This window comes from Halorubrum lipolyticum DSM 21995 (genome assembly GCF_000337375.1).
GTDB classification, from domain to species: Archaea; Halobacteriota; Halobacteria; order Halobacteriales; family Haloferacaceae; genus Halorubrum; species Halorubrum lipolyticum.
The window spans coordinates 48,975-63,621 of sequence record NZ_AOJG01000030.1; the positions used below are offsets into that span (position 1 = coordinate 48,975).

Here is a 14,647-nt window from a genome sequence, read left to right on the forward strand (position 1 = left end):
AAGCGGTCGGGCGGAGGCGGTCCGGGAAGCGGTCGAGCGGAGGCGGTCCGGGAAGCGATCGACCGGAGCGGTCCGCCCGGTCAGGCGCCGTCTAGCCCGCCGGACCCGTCGTCGGCCTCGCCGCCCGCCCCGTCGGCCTCCTCGATCCGAACCGTCGAGATCCGGGCGCCGTCGACTGCCGTGACCTCGAAGCGGTAGTCGCCGGCCGTGACCGCGTCCCCGAGCTCCGGCGTCCGGCCGAGGCGGTCGAGCACGAGCCCGCCCAGCGTCTCGAAGCCGTCGCCGTCGAAGTCGGTGCCGAGCGCGTCGTTGACGACGGACAGCGAGACCGAGCCGTCGGCCTCGTGAGAGCCCGCCCCGGTCTTCCGAATCGCGTGCTCGCCGCCCTCCGCGTCGAACCCGTCGCGGAGCTCGCCGACGAGCGTCTCGACCGCGTCCTCGACGGTGGCGATCCCCTCGAAGGCGCCCCACTCGTCGACGACCGCGGCCATCTGCCGGTGCTCGTCACGGAACTGCACGAGGAGGTCGCTCAGCGACGTGGTCTCCGGGACGACCACGAGGTCGCGGGCCAGGTCCGCTGCCGTGACCGACTCGTCGCCCGCCTCGCTGGCGCGCAACACGTCTTTCACGTCGACGAAGCCGACGACGCGGTCCGCGTCGTCGGCCGCCACCACCGGGTATCGGGTGTGGCCCGCGTCCAGCACGGTCGCGCGGATCGCGGCGAGGTCGGCGTCCGCCGGGACGCTGGTCACGTCCGGCCGGGGGACCATCGCCTCCCGGACCACGGTGTCGTCGAGCTCGAAGACGGCGTTGACCATCTCCACCTCGGTGTCGGCGACGTGGCCGGCCTCGCCGGAGCGCGCGAGCACGCGCCGGATCTCGCGTTCTTCCATCGTCTCGTCCGTCTCCGAGGCCGGCGGCACGCCGAGCATGCGCGTGAAGGCGTTGGCGGCCCCGTTGAACACGACGATGCCGGGCGAGAACAGGTAGTAGGCGAGCTTCATCGGGGGCGCCAACAGCATCGCGACGCGCTCGGCCTGCGCGATGGCGATCGTCTTCGGCGCCAGCTCCCCGAACACGACGTGGAGGAACGTGATGATGCTGAACCCGATCGCGAACGCGACGAGGTGGACGAGGTTCGCGGGGAGCAGCGGTCCGAGCGCCGGCTCGATCAGCGCCACGATCGCGGGCTCGCCGACCCATCCGAGCCCGAGGGAGGCGAGCGTGATCCCGAGCTGCGTCGCCGCGAGGTAGTCGTCGAGGCTCCCCATCACGTCCTGGAGCGCTCCCGAGCCGGGACGTCCCTCCTCGACCAGCTGCTCGACCGAGGTGGAGCGGACGCGGACGAACGCGAACTCGGAGGCGACGAAGAAGCCGTTCAACACGACCAACACGAGCGCCGCGACCACCCGGGTGACGGAGATCGCGACGTCTATCATCGGCGCCTCCGCTGCGCGCGAGCGTGGCGGGCGTGGCGGACGCGGCGAGTATCGGTGACCATGCCGGCGGTTTCGCCCGGAGCCACTAAAAAGGGGTCCGTCGGAACCCGCGCCGTTTATTCCTCGTCGCGCCGGAGCGCGACCATGCTGATCACGCTGGAGGGGCTCGACGGCAGCGGGAAGACCACCGTCTGGGAGGCGCTCCACGACGTCTACCCGGACGCGACGTTCACCCGCGAGCCCACCGACAGCTGGTACGGCGAGGCCGTCGACCGCTCGATCGCGGCCGACGACGCCGACCCGCTCGCGGAGCTGTTCCTGTTGACGGCCGACCACGCGGACCACCTCTCGGGGACGGTCGCGCCCGCCCTCGCCGACGGCGACCTCGTGGTCTCGGACCGCTACTCCGACTCCCGGTTCGCGTATCAGGCGGCGACGCTCGCCGCCAGCGACGTCGACATCGAGCGCCCGCTGGAGTATATAAAGGGGATCCACGCCGCCTTCTCGCGGCCGCCGGACGCGACGATCTACCTCGACCTGGACGCCCGCGAGGCCGCCGAGCGCGCCGGTCGGACGAACAAGTTCGAGCAGGACGGCTACCTCGCCGCGGTCCGGGAGAACTACGAGCGGCTGATCGACGCCGAGCCGGACCGGTTCGTCCGCGTCGACGCCTCGCGGTCGCCGGAGGCGGTCATCGCGCGGGTCGAGGAGGTCCTCGCGGAGCTGGTCGGCGAGTAGGGCGCTGGTCGTCTTCTACGCCACCGCCTTCCGCGGCGCCGTCAGTTCGTGTCCGGCAGTTCCACGTCGTCCGGAGACGGGACGTAGAGGTAGTCGATCGCCGCCCCGAGGACGACGGGGAGCCCGACGAGCAGTCCGACGACCAGCGTCGGACTGCCGAGGTTGATTCCGATGCCGACGTTGAGAATGCCGGTGAACACCAACATCGAGAGCAGGAGCAGCATCGGCGTCAACACGAGCGTGTACACGACCGACCCCCACGAGGTGTTCAGCCGGAGCCTGAAGAATCGGGTCGCCACCCCGGCGATCAGCGTGTGGAAGGCCACGAGGGCGACGAGGCTGACGAACCCGAACAGCGCGAGCATACCCGACGTAGGGGCTCCCGGCATTTGCCCCTATCGGCCGGGCGTCGCGAGCGCGCTCGTCGACCGACCTAGAACCCGCCGCCGCTGTTCCCCTGCCGGCGCGCCGCGGAGAGCAGCCCGTCGAGCGGCTCCGTGTACTCGTAGCCGGGGATGACGCCCTGCACGTACGTCCCCTCGACGAAGTCGATCAGCGCGCCGGCGTCGTCGACGCCGCGGCGCTCGTTGATCTCGGTCAGCTCGAACTCGATCGCGATCTCGCCGTCGCCGACCGCCACGGCCGGATCGAACGCGTGGTCGCCGCGGGTGACCCCGCCCACGTCGACGACGCGCAGCTCGAACGTCTCGATCCACCCCTCCTCGACCACGTCGGCGACGTCGTCGGCCGCGGTCGCGGAGAGGGTCGGCACCCGGACGGTCACCGCGAAGCGGACCCGGCCGTCCCCGGCCGGCTCGGCGCGCACCTCGGCGTCGAAGGGCGTCGTCTCGGCGGTCCAGACCCCGTCGCCCGCGGGCTCGAAGGAGCCGTGGTCCGCGAACGCGCGGCGGACGCGGCCGGGGAGCTCGCCGCCGCCGTCGGTCGATCCGTCGGTCTCGCCGTTACCGCCGCCGTCCTTGGCTTCGCTCTCGCCGGCCCCACCCTCGGCTTCGCTCTCGCCGGCCCCACCCTCGGCTTCGCTCTCGCGCTCTCTCATACCGGATCGGACGCGACACGCGACTAAAAGCGCGTTGCGTCGGGGGTGGGGGCGGTCGCCCCGTGAACCGACTCCCACCCCGTCACCGGTAGTGGCACGCCGGGCCGGTACTGGTGCGCCTTTGTACCCGGACCGACGAGGACGGGTATGGCAGCGCAGTTCCGCTCGACAGAGGCGCTGATCGACGCGCTCGCGGACGCCTCCTTTGACCGTCCGCCGGCGCTCGTCAGCAACGCGCACGTGACCGGACTCGGCGTCGCCCGCGCGCTCGACGCCCACGACGTGCCCGTGATCGCGCTCGACCGCCCCGGCGACGGGGGCGTCGGTGAGGGCGGCGACCCCGGAGCCGACGGCACCCGCCGCCACGACGGGCTCGCTCCCCCCTCGGACGCGGTCGACTTCGCGGGCGCGGTGACGTACCCCCTCGACGACCTGGACGGGTTCCGCGAGGACGTGGAGGCGATCGTCGACGCGATCGGCCGCGAGGCGGTCGCGTTCGGCTGCATGGACGAGTGGGCGCTGGCGTACGCCGAGGCCGACCCCGAGGGCGTCCGGCTCCCCTTCGCCGGGATCGACGCGCTCGACGACGTGTTGAACAAGTCGGAGCTGTACGCGACCTGCGAGGCGCTCGGCGTGCCGTACCCCGAGACCTACCGGCTCGAAGAGACGGCGGACGCGGCGACGGGCGACCCCGCCCCCGACGCCGCTCTCGACGAGGCGGCCGAGGCGCTGGGGTTCCCGCTCGTCGTGAAACCCGAGCTCAAGCGCGACTTCGAGGAGGCGTTCGGCACCAACGTGTTGGAGGTCGCCGACCGCGACGAGCTCTCGGACGCGGTCGCGGCCGCCCGCGAGGAGGGGATCGCCGTGATGGCCCAGAAGCGCGTCGACATCGCGACCGGGAAGGACCACTCGCTGGCGTCGTACGTCCCGCCCTCGGGCGTCGGGGACGCGCTCGCGGTCGTCGGCAACGCCGCGGTGCGATACCCGCAGCAGTTCGGCACCTCCTGTCTGGTGGAGACGGCCGACGAACCGGAGATCGAGGCCCGCGCGCTGTCGGTGCTCGACGACGCCGGCTACCACGGGATCAGCGAGGCGGAGTTCGTGTACGACGACGACCGCGGGGAGTTCCTCCTGCTCGACGTCAACACCCGACCGTGGAAGTGGATCTCCATGCCCGTCGCCGCGGGCGCGAACCTCCCGATGGCGGCGTACGCCGCGGTCACCGACGCCGAGTACGAGTCGACGGGCGTCGAGCCGACGCGGTGGGTGTACCTCCGCGACTACCTCTCGCTGCTCGCCGGCGACGACGCGTTCTGGGACCGGCTGTCCGCAGACGACTGGCGGCGGCTCGTCGCCGGCGACTTCGAGCGCGAGGGGACCCTGACGACCGGCGTCTACCGCCCCTCCGACCCCGGGCCGGCCGCGAAGCTGTTCGAGACGGAGTTCGTCGACCGAGACTACTACTGCTCCTGTTGAGGGCGGTCGGGTCGGCGTCGAACCGCCCCGCCGAGCCCCGCTTTTTAAAAGCGTTTCACAGAGGAACAAGGAGGAAGCCCACGGCTTCAGCCGTTCACGAGACGCAGAGCGTCTCGTTAGCCAATCAGAACTCATAGAGTTCTGATGACGTGGGAGGAATCCGCCAATACTCGTCACAACCCACGAGAGATAGCAACCCGACTCCCCCAACACCAGCCGTAGAATTCATAAATAAATAGATCAAAATGTGAAATACGGATGGGGGACGTAATTCGCACCGTCGAAGTCAAACTCGACGTGCCTGGCGAGCGGTGCGGCGACCTCCATCAGACGAACGATCAGTTTCTCCACTGTGCGAACACGACCGCGGAATGGGCGTGGAGACATCCGGACGAGTACTGCGTCACATCGAAACAGAAAGCCGAGAACACGCTCTACGATCGACTCCGGGACGAGACGGCGTTGACGGCGAATCTCGTTCAGAAAGGGATTCGACGCGCCATCGAGGCCACCAAAAGCGGTGTTGCTCGAGTTAAAAAGGGCGAGACCACTAGTCAACCGCACTTCGACGCGTGGAGCGTCGTCTACGACAAGCGCAGCGCGACGTTCCACCGCGACCACGTGTCTCTTTCAACGGTAAACGGGCGCGTCGAGTGTGAGTACGTACTTCCAGACGATCCCGAGGAAACACCGATCGGTGAGTACCTGCTGAACGAGGACTACGAGTTCCGGATGTCCACGCTCCAGTACGACCGTTCGACCGAAGCGTTCTACCTCCACGCACGGATGCGCCGCATCACAGACGAACGCGAGCAGTCCACGGCTGCTTCTTCTAACGCCAAGCACAGAACAGTCCTTGGCGTTGACCTGAACGTGGACGGCTCGCTGGCCGTGACTTCCACGGGCGCGTTCATCGGGAACGCCGACGAGATGAACCATCGACGCCGCGAGTTCGAGAAGACGCGCGGATCGATGCAACAAGCGGGCACGCGGTCGGCGCACCTGTCGATCCAGTCGATGGACGACCGCGAACACCGCTGGATACAGAACGAACTCCACCGTGTTTCGAACCAGATTCTCGACGAAGCTCGCGATCACGGGTGTACGCACGTCGCGTTCGAGAACCTGACTGACATTCGCGAGCGAATGGCTGGCGCGAAGCGCTTCCACGCGTGGGCGTTCCGCCGCTTGTACGAGTACGTCGAGTACAAAGCCGAGATGCTCGATATCGTTGTCGAGCAGGTAAGTCCGGCGTACACGAGCCAGCGGTGTTCGAAGTGTGGGTTTACACACGAGACGAATCGGCGCTCGAAACACGAGTTCGCGTGTCAAAAGTGCGAGTACGAACTGAACGCGGACTACAACGCGAGCAAGAATATCGCTCGCAAACTTCTCAACCGACTCCATTCGGGGCAGACGTCTTCGAGTGGAGGCGCACCCTGTCAGTGTGCGCTGACGTCAGGGACGCTGAACCTGAACGGCGGATTTACCGCCACCGTCGATTCGACGGCAGAAGGGGAGTCCACTGACAAGCCCACGACTTCAGTCGTGGGTCACTGACGCCGGCGTTATTTCGGGTGGTTCGCGCGGACCTGCCCCCCGTCCGTCACCGTCACGTAGCAGTCGGCCATCCGGAACGACACGGAAAGGGACAGGTCGTCAGACGCCTCGGACTGTCGAGCGAGGCGCCCTAAGGCGTGCGGATCGATAACGTCGTACAATCGCTCGTCGACGTCGCGCTGGTCGATGCCGCGCTCCTCGGCGATCGCCGTGACGATGTCCCAGCAGAGGTCGTCGACCGAATCGGCACTCATTGTTACCTGTAGAGAGACGCGACGCCGGCATCGACGTTGCGGGAACGCCAGTAGTGTGTCAGAAAAACGCGTACTACGTGTGTAGCGTCCCCCGCGATCCGGAGTCCTCCCGCGATCCGGACGGAACCGGACCGCTGGGAGCCGAGACCGCTCGGCCGAGAACGGTCCCCCGGTGGCGAGTCACTGCTCTCCGATTCCGTCGAAGAGGAGCGAGAAGAGCGTGCTCTCGGTCGTGCGAAGGTGGCGGTTGAACGTCGGCTGCGTGATGTCCAGCGTTTCGGCGACCTCCTCGCCGGTACTGGCGCGCGGCCACTCGAAGTAGCCGGACAGGTGGGCCGTGCGCACGACCTCCCGCTGGCGGTCCGTGAGTCGGTCGGTGACCGACGCCGAGAACGTCTCGGGCCCTCTCTCGGAGGGCTTCCGTTCCCGGCGCGCTCGGAGTTCGACCTCACGGTACCCCTTCTCGAGCGCTTCGATCAACAGGCGAACGTCCGCCGACTGGGGAAGCGTGAGCGTCACGTCGACGCCGTCGGCGTCCGCGCGAAGGTCCTCGACCTCCGCCCCGTAATCGGCCAGCCGACCGGAGAGCGTCGGGGCGGTCACCGTGACGGCGAACCGCGGATCGTCGTCCCCCCCGACCGCGCGGACGGCCTCCACGGCGAGGACCGACGAGGGAAGCGGCGCCGGGTCCGCCCGGGATCGCAGGGACAGCACCGCCCGGTCGTCGTCCCCCGGAACCACGCCCTCGACGCGGACGGAGTCGCCGAGGGCGCCCGCCAGCCGGGACGAGAGGAGACTCGAGTCCTCGATCCGCAGCTCCAGTTCGACCGACGACTCGCCGTGGAGCGACCGCTTCGTCTCCAGCCCGTTGATCGCGTTGCCGATGGTGCCGCCGAGGCTCTCGAGTAAGTCACCGAGGTCGCCGTCGAACGCCCCCGGACGGGTGGCGTACACCGAAAGCACGCCGTACGCGAGGTCGTTGTACTCGACGGGAACGCTCGCGATCGACTGGAATCCGCGAACGAGAGCGCGTTTTCGCCACTGCGACCCGCGCATGTCCGTCGAGATGTCGGGGATCGCGATCGGCGTCCGGGAGGCGAGCGCCCGGCCGGACGGCTCGGTGTCCCCCTCCGCCGACAGACGCGGCTGTTCGGTTCCGAGAACTTCTAAATCGTCGAGGTAGGCGTCGCCGTCGCCGGCGCAGGCCACCGCCTGGAGTCCCTCTCCGCTGCGGTAGGCTTCGCCGAACCAGGCGAACGCGACCTGGTCGGCCCCGACGAGGTGGGTGCAGACGGCCGTCGCGACGTCTCCGAGGGTGTCCGCGTCGACGAGCGCGCCGTTTATCTGCCGGAGCAGGTCGTTGAACTCGTGGAGTCGTTCGAGCCGGTCGTTCCGCGCGGCCAGTTCCTCACGGCGGCGGGACAGCTCCTCGTCGCGCTCGACGCGGCCGAGCGCGACGACCGCGTTGGCCGCCAGGAGTTCGACGGCCTCGATAGCGTTGTCCGGAGTGACGCCGGACCCGAACTCGATGGTCAACAGCCCGTGTTCCTCCAGCGACGCGAACAGGCCGTTGTCGCTCGCCGTCGCGTCAGCGTCGCCTTCGATGACTCGCCCCGTGGGCCGTCGGCTCGTCCCGTCGTCCGTCCCCGCTGAGTCTCCGGTCGACGAGGGGGAACCGTCCGGAGTGACCGACGAGCGACCGGTCGCGAACGCCTCCCACTCGGGGGTTCCCGGCGATCTGGGAGCCGCGTCCGGGTTCGAGGCAGCAACCGGAACGAGGCGAGACTCGGTCTTGTCGAAGCGGTACGCCGCGACCGCGGCGTCCGGCCACACGGTGGTCGCCACGTCGACGATGGTCTCGCAGACCGTCCGCTTGTCGTCGGCGCGAAGCAACTCGCGGGTCGACCGGTTCAGCTCGCGAAGCGTGCGTTCGTGGTGGCGACGGTCCGTCACGTCCCTGAGGACTCCGACCTGACGCCGGTCCCCGTTCGCGAACTCGACGGTCGAGAACCGGGTCTCGATCGGGATCGACTCGCCGTCGGCCCTCCGGATCGACGACTCGATCAGTCCCACGTCGGAGCCCTCGTCACGGAGCTGTTCGAGGATCTGAGCGGCCATGGACAGCGTCTCGTCGCCCGCGAGCATCGAGGAGTGGGAGCCGACGAGCTCCTCGCGACCGTACCCGGTGATCTCCGTGACCGCCTCGTTGACGGAGGTGATGACGAACGCCTCGTCGAGCGTGTACACCCCGTCGTCGAGCGTGTCCAGGATGCGCCGCGACCGCTTCACTTCGCGCGAGAGCTGGACGCGATCGGTGGCGTCCCGCAGCTGGACGACGACCAGCTCCGCGACCGGAACCGCGCGAACGGCGAATCGCGCGTCGTCCCCGATATCCATCCCGAAATCGACGGTTTCGCCGGTCTCGAGAGCCCTCTTGACGGCTTCGACGCCCGCGTCATCGAAACGGGCGTCTATCGCGTCGCCGACGGGATCCGGGAGCAGCTCGGCCAGTCGGCCGTCGATCCCCGAAGAGCCGACGACCGTAAGCGACTCGTCCGCGACCAGAAATCCGACGGTTCCGCGGTCGAGGCCGCTCTCGAACTGACCGCCTCTCTCCGATAGCGTCGACTGAGTCGAATCGCGCTTCGCGTCCGACGGATCGGTCTCGCGTTTCTTCGCGCCCGACGGACCGGTCTCACGTTCCTTCTCGATCACGGCGGCAGGTATCGGACGCAGCTTAATAAGCGTCTCCGTAATTAAATAAAACGGTGACTGTCGAAGAAAATTATACGTCTGAATGACAGGAACCGGGTCGGAACGAACGACGGAGAAGCGGGGGGATAGCTCGAAACCCGCGCAATCGCTTCGAAACGTCGCCTTTCGAGAACGGTAAGAACGTATTAACCGGCTCGAGGGGGCGTGAGACGCTCGAATAACGGCATGTCGTCTGTTGTTCTCGCGAACACCAAAAATTTGGATACATTCATGAATTCGTACTTTTTATGGACTATGTAACATTCCAACCGGGAGATTTATATGATTAAGAAGTCGTTAACCGGTATGGCACACAAGTTGGAGCCCGCGACGACCACCACCCGAGGGGGCGGCATGCTGGACTCCGGCGTCGAGTACGCACGGAGTATCGACCTCGTCGAACTGCCGCCGGCGATCCGGGACGCGGCGGACAGGTACGACCGGGTGATCGGTGACCGTGACCGGTTCCTCTGGAAGTGGATTCACAACCTCTTCGACGAGTTCACCCTGTCGTCGGTCGCGCTCGACGCGGCGGACGCGGTCCGGGAACAGAAGACGCTCCTGACGATCTTCGTCACGACGATGGACGATCTGGCGGAGATGAACGGGGACAGCGCGACCTTCGACCGGGCGCGCCGAATCCCGTTCGACTCGGACGTGCGGGCGGCAGACGCACCGGACGGCGTCGATCGGGAGGCCGTCGAGTTCCTCGCGGACCTCTGGTCGGATATCGAGGACGCGCTCGAGGAGGCGCCGAGGTACGCCGAGTTCGCGGACCTCTTCGAGTACGACGTTCGACAGACGATCAACGCGATGGATTACTCCCGGGTGTTGAACGACAACCCGAGGGGGGCCAACCGGGCCGAGGCGGAGCGGTTCGACGCGTACAACATGGCGATGTTCCCGTACGCGTGCGTCGACCTGATGCACTCGCACTCCTTCGAACGGCGGGAGCTGGGCGCGCTACGGAGCCTGCTCTGCGAGCTTCAGCAGATGGCGAGAATCGGGAACTGGCTGACCACCTGGGAGCGCGAACTCGTCGAAGGCGACATCAGCTCCGGGATACTCGTCTGCGCGCTCCGCCGGAACGTGATCACGCAAGCGGAGGTCACCGAACCCGACGAGGCGACGGCCGAGCGGCTGATCGAGCGCGTCAAGTCGCACGGGATCGAGTCCGAGTTCACCCGCGAGTGGGAGATCCGCTGTCGGGCAGTCCGCAAACGAACCGCCGAGCTCGACAGCGTGGACGCGGAGGCGTTCGTGAACGGGCTGGAGACCGTGATGAACCACCACTTAGCGAGCGACGGGTACAAGTGACAACGCCTCCGGCATAACCGGAGAGAGCGGTCTGATTGCTGAGGTCGATCCCTGCGAGGACATTCGCGACCGCGTGCGGAGGACGGGATTCGAACCTCAGTCACTCCGCTCGCTACGCTCGCTTCGTTCCCTGCTTCGAATCCCTTCCTGTTCCGCTTGCTGTCGCTCACGTGTCGTTCGCGACAGCAATGCGGGGGAAGGGATTCGAACCCTCGAACCTCTACAGGAGCGGATCTTAAGTCCGCCGCTTTTGGCCAGGCTCAGCCACCCCCGCGCGGATTCGGATACCGGCGGCGGGGTCAAACCCCTTTCGGATGCCGCGGCGGCGGCCGGGGATGACCGGAGCGCCCGCGCGGTCCGACTCCGCTACCAGTCCACGGAGAGCGTCCCGTCGCCGTGCGGGTCCGGCGCGATCTCCTCGTCGGTGCGGCGGTCGACGACGTGGATCACGCCGCGCTCCTTCTTCGCGGGACACACCTCGGCGGCGCGGACGTTCTCCTCCAACTCGTCCTCGCCGATGTAGTACGACCGCGGCTTCGCCATCCCGCTCTGTACGTCCATCACCCAGTTGTCCCCGACCTCGGCGCATTTTCCCGCCCCGAAGCACTTGTTCGCCTCGAAGACGATCTTGTAGGGCTTCTCCTCGATCGGGGGCCCCTCGCCGCCGATGTCGCTCGCGCGAAGCACCTCGTCTGCGTCCGCCTCGTCGCTCATACCGGTGATCGGCGCCGACCGGCCTTTCCTCTGTCGGTCGTTTTCAGCGATCGGGCGCGTCCGCCGAGCGCGCCCGTCGAGCGCACCCGCCGAGCGCGGTCAGCGGTGCGCGTCGAGCCCGTCCGCCGGCGCCTCGACGATCTCGTAGCTCCCCTCCGTCCAGCCGTCCTCGACGAAGACGAACACGCGGCCGCCGGCGATCTCGGGGTCGGCGATCACCTCGTTGCGCTGGCCCTCCCGCCCGACGATCACGCCGGGGAACACCTCGTCGCGCTCGCCGTCCTCGACGATGACGCGGCCGACGCCGGAGTCCTCCAGAATCTCGTCGTCGGTGTTGTAGTCGTTGACGTACGTCATCACGCCCTCCGTCTCCGTCGGGTCGGTGACGAGCACGTGCGTCTCCTTGCCCGGACCGGCGGTCACCGAGCCCTCGACGGCGTCCGGGACGCCGCGGTAGAGGGTGGTCCGCCCGTCGAGGTACTCGACGACCACGCCCTCCTCGCGGAGGTCGATCCCGATCGACGTGGGGGGAACGTCGCTGCGTGACGGTGCTGACATACGCGTCGTTCGGTGCGCGCGCCTCAAAAGGGGCGCGTTCGGCGGTCGGCGGAGGCGCGGGTGTCGCCGCCGGCGCCCCCGACACGTCCCCCACCGCCGTCGGGCCTCAGTCGCGAGAATCGGGGATGGCACATTTAAGGCCCCTCCGCCGGGAGGGTAGTCCATGCAACGGACGCGACGGGGCCTGTTGGGCGTCGGCGCCGCCGCCGTCGCCGGGCTCTCCGGGTGCCTCGGCGTCGAGGGCGTCGAGTACCCCGACGCGGCCGCCGAGGACTCTCCGAACGCGGACGGCGACGACGGTGCCGACGGTGAGGGCGGTGACGGCGACGGCGAAGACGACCAGACCGACGGCGACGACCCCGAGCCGGTCGCGAACGAGGCGCTCGCGGCGGCGACGCGGAACGTCGTCGACGACGTGGTGTGGTTCGCGACCGAGTACCCGTCGGCCGTCGAGACGTATCGGAACGCGATCCGGGAGGTCGTGGCCGAGGTCGACGCGGTCCGAGACGCGGTCGACGCGGACGACGCGGTGACCGCCGAGATGGCCGACCGGCTCGACGAGGCCGGCCGCGCGGCCGCCGAGACCGCCGCGGACGCGTTGGAGCCGCACTTCCACCCGCGCTCCCGGATCGTCTCGCGCACCGAGCGCCACGTCGAGGTGCTCCGGGAGTTCGGCCCGCGAGGCGACGTCGACCGCTTCCTCGAGGAGCTCTCGCGGATGCGCCGCGGCTTCGCCGCCGTCGGCACGGCCACCTACGTCGACGAGGCGTTCTCCCGCGAGCCGATCCACAACCGGCTCCTGAACCGCCTGCTGTACCCGCTCCCGGACGGCGGCGACGAGGACCGTCGGCGGATACGCACCGAGGCGTTCGCGGAGATCGGCCTCGCGAGCCGCGGCTTCTCGGCGTTCGCCCACGAGCCGTACGACGACGAGGAGCACGACCGGAACCGGATCCCCCGGATCTACGGGAACGCGTTCGAGGCGGGCCGCCGGGAGGAACTGCGCGCGCGCCTCGGCCCGATACCCCGCTCCGAGGACCGGACCGAGGAGCTGTTCGTCGCGTTCGCGACCCGTCCCGAAGCCGGCGGCCGTCCGAGTCGGACGTTCGAGGGGTGGGCGCACGAGCTCGACGGAGTCCCCGTGTACGTCCAGCGGTACCCGGACGCGGCGACCGCGAGCGACCGGCTCGACGAGGCGCTCGCCGCCGCCTCGACGGAGGGACGCGCGCCGATCGACCCCGACGCCACGGCGGCCGGCTCCGACTTCTCCGGGAACGCGACGACGGAGGGGGAGAGCGGAGGCGATGAGGAGGACCGAGCGCCGACGTATCGGGGACCCACCCGCTGGCACCGCCTCTACCACCACGAGGCCGAGGGCGAGCGGTACGGCTTCGACGAGCACGCCGGCGTCCAGTACGGCTACGTCGTGCAGGCCGACGAGTTCGTGCTCGCGACCGGGTTCTCGGGCGACGCCTGGGAGGAGCGCACCGGCTGGCAGGGCCAGTTGGCGAACGGGTGGGTGGTGGTCTGATGGACGCGAACGGAGTCGGTCTCACGGCGGCGGTGTTCGCGGTCGTCGGCGCCGGCGTCGGCCTCGTCGGGGCCGCGGCCACCGGGTGGGCGGAGGCCGCGCTCGCGACGGCGGCCACCGGCGAGACCGCGCGGTTCGGGCCGGTGTTCGTCGCGCAGTCGTACCTCGCCGTCACCGCCGCGGCGCTCGTCCTCGCGCCCCTGCTCGCCGGCGTGCTCGGCGTGCTCGTCGGGTCGCGGGCGTACGACGCGCGGGAGGCGGCCGCGACCTGCGGGCTCGGCGGCGGCCTCGGCGCGCTGGCGTACGGCCTCGTCGTCGTCGTCCTCGTCGTCGCGTCGCAGGGCGAGGCGGCGGCGCAGGCGCACGGGATCGCGGACGCGTTCGGATCGGTACTCACGACCGCGGTCGTCTCGGCCGTCGTCGGCGCGGTGACCGGCGTGCTCGGGTCGGTGACGGGGTGACCATGTCGGCCCGTACAACCGCGTCGGCCCGCACGACCGCGTCGGCCCGACCGCTCGCCCGTCTCGACCGCGGGACGCCTCGACGTTCAGTTATAAGCCGCTCGCCGACGTGGAGGAGCGCATGACGCCCTCGCTCCCCCGTCGACGGCTGCTGGCCGCCGCGGTCCCCGGCCTGCTCGCCGGTTGCCTCGTGGAGTCGAGCGAGGAGACCGGCGGCTCCGGCGACGAGACCGGGACCTCCGCGGGCGACGGCGCGAGCGACTCGGAGAGCGAGGCCGGAGACGACGGCGACTCCGAGTCCGTCTCCGAGGGCGGCGATCCCGCCGCCGAGCAGACGGAAGACGAGGATCCCCCGGAGGCGGTCGGCCCCGACGGCTCCGGGCTCGTGGTCACGGACGTCGACGTGCTCGGCGTGACCGACGGCGGCTACGAGACGACGGTCCGAGCGCGGCTCACCGTCGAGAACGCCGGGCGGTTCACGTACGGCGCGATCGAGCTTCGCGCCGACGCCTACGCGGTCCGGCCGAACTCCTCCGACCGCGAGGCGGTCGGCGACGCCTACGTCACCCGCCGGTTCACGTCCGACGACCGGTTCGCCGACGGCACCGAGCGGTTCGCGGTCGAGATCTCCTTCCGGAGCCGGGAGACGAACGCTCGTCCCGACCCGGACTGGTACGAGGTCGACGCCGCGGTCCGACGCGCGGAGCCGGTCTGAAGGCGCGGGCGTTCCGGCGTCCGCGCCGCCCCGACGTCCGCGCCGCCCCGACGTCCGCGCCGCCCCGAGAGAC

At 69.2% G+C, this 14,647-nt stretch carries 14 protein-coding genes and 1 tRNA gene; 7 read left to right on the top strand and 8 right to left on the bottom strand.

The features are described from left to right. Positions 1-80 precede the first annotated feature (80 nt). Complete coding sequence (locus C469_RS10665; RefSeq protein ID WP_008006498.1) at positions 81-1,439, bottom strand: hemolysin family protein; 1,359 nt, start codon at positions 1,437-1,439, stop codon at positions 81-83. A 144-nt stretch (positions 1,440-1,583) separates the two neighbouring features. On the opposite strand from C469_RS10665, the gene tmk reads away from it, so the two are divergent. Next, positions 1,584-2,177, top strand: a complete 594-nt coding sequence (tmk, locus tag C469_RS10670; protein ID WP_008006500.1) for a dTMP kinase — start codon at positions 1,584-1,586, stop codon at positions 2,175-2,177. Positions 2,178-2,218: 41 nt separating this feature from the next. Here the strand turns inward: tmk and C469_RS10675 are convergent, their stop codons facing one another. Both C469_RS10675 and C469_RS10680 read right to left on the bottom strand, forming a co-directional pair. Then, positions 2,219-2,542, bottom strand: coding sequence for a hypothetical protein (locus C469_RS10675; RefSeq protein WP_008006501.1), 324 nt, complete (start codon positions 2,540-2,542; stop codon positions 2,219-2,221). A gap of 68 nt (positions 2,543-2,610) precedes the next feature. Next, on the bottom strand, positions 2,611-3,234 hold the full coding sequence (locus C469_RS10680) for a DUF5813 family protein (RefSeq protein ID WP_008006502.1): 624 nt from the start codon (positions 3,232-3,234) through the stop codon (positions 2,611-2,613). A 147-nt stretch (positions 3,235-3,381) separates the two neighbouring features. On the opposite strand from C469_RS10680, the gene C469_RS10685 reads away from it, so the two are divergent. Together C469_RS10685 and C469_RS10690 are read left to right on the top strand one after the other, a co-directional pair. After that, positions 3,382-4,710, top strand: coding sequence for a carboxylate--amine ligase (locus C469_RS10685; protein WP_008006503.1), 1,329 nt, complete (start codon positions 3,382-3,384; stop codon positions 4,708-4,710). A 258-nt stretch (positions 4,711-4,968) separates the two neighbouring features. Beyond that, entirely contained in the window at positions 4,969-6,270 is a 1,302-nt protein-coding gene (locus tag C469_RS10690; RefSeq protein WP_008006504.1) for an RNA-guided endonuclease InsQ/TnpB family protein, read from the top strand. Between the two features lie 8 nt (positions 6,271-6,278). Here the strand turns inward: C469_RS10690 and C469_RS10695 are convergent, their stop codons facing one another. Next, entirely contained in the window at positions 6,279-6,524 is a 246-nt protein-coding gene (locus tag C469_RS10695; RefSeq protein WP_008006505.1) for a HalOD1 output domain-containing protein, read from the bottom strand. Between the two features lie 180 nt (positions 6,525-6,704). Continuing rightward, the gene (locus tag C469_RS10700) at positions 6,705-9,239 is read right to left on the bottom strand and encodes a bacterio-opsin activator domain-containing protein (RefSeq protein WP_008006508.1); all 2,535 of its coding nucleotides are present in this window, start codon (positions 9,237-9,239) and stop codon (positions 6,705-6,707) included. A 345-nt stretch (positions 9,240-9,584) separates the two neighbouring features. Here C469_RS10700 and C469_RS10705 point away from each other — a divergent pair, with 345 nt between their 5' ends. Then, positions 9,585-10,595, top strand: a complete 1,011-nt coding sequence (locus C469_RS10705; protein WP_147587286.1) for a hypothetical protein — start codon at positions 9,585-9,587, stop codon at positions 10,593-10,595. Positions 10,596-10,784: 189 nt separating this feature from the next. Here C469_RS10705 and C469_RS10710 read toward each other — a convergent pair. The 3 genes from C469_RS10710 to C469_RS10720 all read right to left on the bottom strand — a co-directional run bounded on the left by C469_RS10710 (position 10,785) and on the right by C469_RS10720 (position 11,867). Then, a tRNA-Leu gene (locus C469_RS10710) sits at positions 10,785-10,869 on the bottom strand. A gap of 92 nt (positions 10,870-10,961) precedes the next feature. Further along, positions 10,962-11,309 (bottom strand): ferredoxin, encoded by a 348-nt coding sequence (locus tag C469_RS10715; RefSeq protein ID WP_008006510.1) that lies wholly within the window; start codon positions 11,307-11,309, stop codon positions 10,962-10,964. 99 nt (positions 11,310-11,408) lie between these two features. Further along, positions 11,409-11,867, bottom strand: coding sequence for a DUF5796 family protein (locus tag C469_RS10720; RefSeq protein WP_008006511.1), 459 nt, complete (start codon positions 11,865-11,867; stop codon positions 11,409-11,411). A gap of 163 nt (positions 11,868-12,030) precedes the next feature. On the opposite strand from C469_RS10720, the gene C469_RS10725 reads away from it, so the two are divergent. The 3 genes from C469_RS10725 to C469_RS10735 all read left to right on the top strand — a co-directional run bounded on the left by C469_RS10725 (position 12,031) and on the right by C469_RS10735 (position 14,574). Further along, positions 12,031-13,398 carry a hypothetical protein gene (locus C469_RS10725; protein WP_049911316.1) on the top strand — a complete coding sequence of 456 codons (1,368 nt, stop codon included), beginning with the start codon at positions 12,031-12,033 and terminating at the stop codon, positions 13,396-13,398. Beyond that, positions 13,398-13,859, top strand: coding sequence for a hypothetical protein (locus C469_RS10730; protein ID WP_008006513.1), 462 nt, complete (start codon positions 13,398-13,400; stop codon positions 13,857-13,859). The genes C469_RS10725 and C469_RS10730 overlap by 1 nt, the downstream gene beginning before the upstream one ends. 121 nt (positions 13,860-13,980) lie before the next feature. Further along, positions 13,981-14,574, top strand: a complete 594-nt coding sequence (locus tag C469_RS10735; protein WP_008006514.1) for a hypothetical protein — start codon at positions 13,981-13,983, stop codon at positions 14,572-14,574. Positions 14,575-14,647 lie beyond the last annotated feature (73 nt).

Coding starts and splice junctions, on each gene's coding strand:
- C469_RS10730 (WP_008006513.1), top strand. CDS start 13,398: ATGGACGCGAACGGAGTCGGTCTCACGGCGGCGGTGTTCGCGGTCGTC.
- C469_RS10680 (WP_008006502.1), bottom strand. CDS start 3,234: ATGAGAGAGCGCGAGAGCGAAGCCGAGGGTGGGGCCGGCGAGAGCGAA.
- C469_RS10685 (WP_008006503.1), top strand. CDS start 3,382: ATGGCAGCGCAGTTCCGCTCGACAGAGGCGCTGATCGACGCGCTCGCG.
- C469_RS10705 (WP_147587286.1), top strand. CDS start 9,585: ATGGCACACAAGTTGGAGCCCGCGACGACCACCACCCGAGGGGGCGGC.
- C469_RS10720 (WP_008006511.1), bottom strand. CDS start 11,867: ATGTCAGCACCGTCACGCAGCGACGTTCCCCCCACGTCGATCGGGATC.
- C469_RS10690 (WP_008006504.1), top strand. CDS start 4,969: ATGGGGGACGTAATTCGCACCGTCGAAGTCAAACTCGACGTGCCTGGC.
- C469_RS10725 (WP_049911316.1), top strand. CDS start 12,031: ATGCAACGGACGCGACGGGGCCTGTTGGGCGTCGGCGCCGCCGCCGTC.
- C469_RS10695 (WP_008006505.1), bottom strand. CDS start 6,524: ATGAGTGCCGATTCGGTCGACGACCTCTGCTGGGACATCGTCACGGCG.
- C469_RS10735 (WP_008006514.1), top strand. CDS start 13,981: ATGACGCCCTCGCTCCCCCGTCGACGGCTGCTGGCCGCCGCGGTCCCC.
- tmk (WP_008006500.1), top strand. CDS start 1,584: ATGCTGATCACGCTGGAGGGGCTCGACGGCAGCGGGAAGACCACCGTC.
- C469_RS10665 (WP_008006498.1), bottom strand. CDS start 1,439: ATGATAGACGTCGCGATCTCCGTCACCCGGGTGGTCGCGGCGCTCGTG.
- C469_RS10715 (WP_008006510.1), bottom strand. CDS start 11,309: ATGAGCGACGAGGCGGACGCAGACGAGGTGCTTCGCGCGAGCGACATC.
- C469_RS10675 (WP_008006501.1), bottom strand. CDS start 2,542: ATGCTCGCGCTGTTCGGGTTCGTCAGCCTCGTCGCCCTCGTGGCCTTC.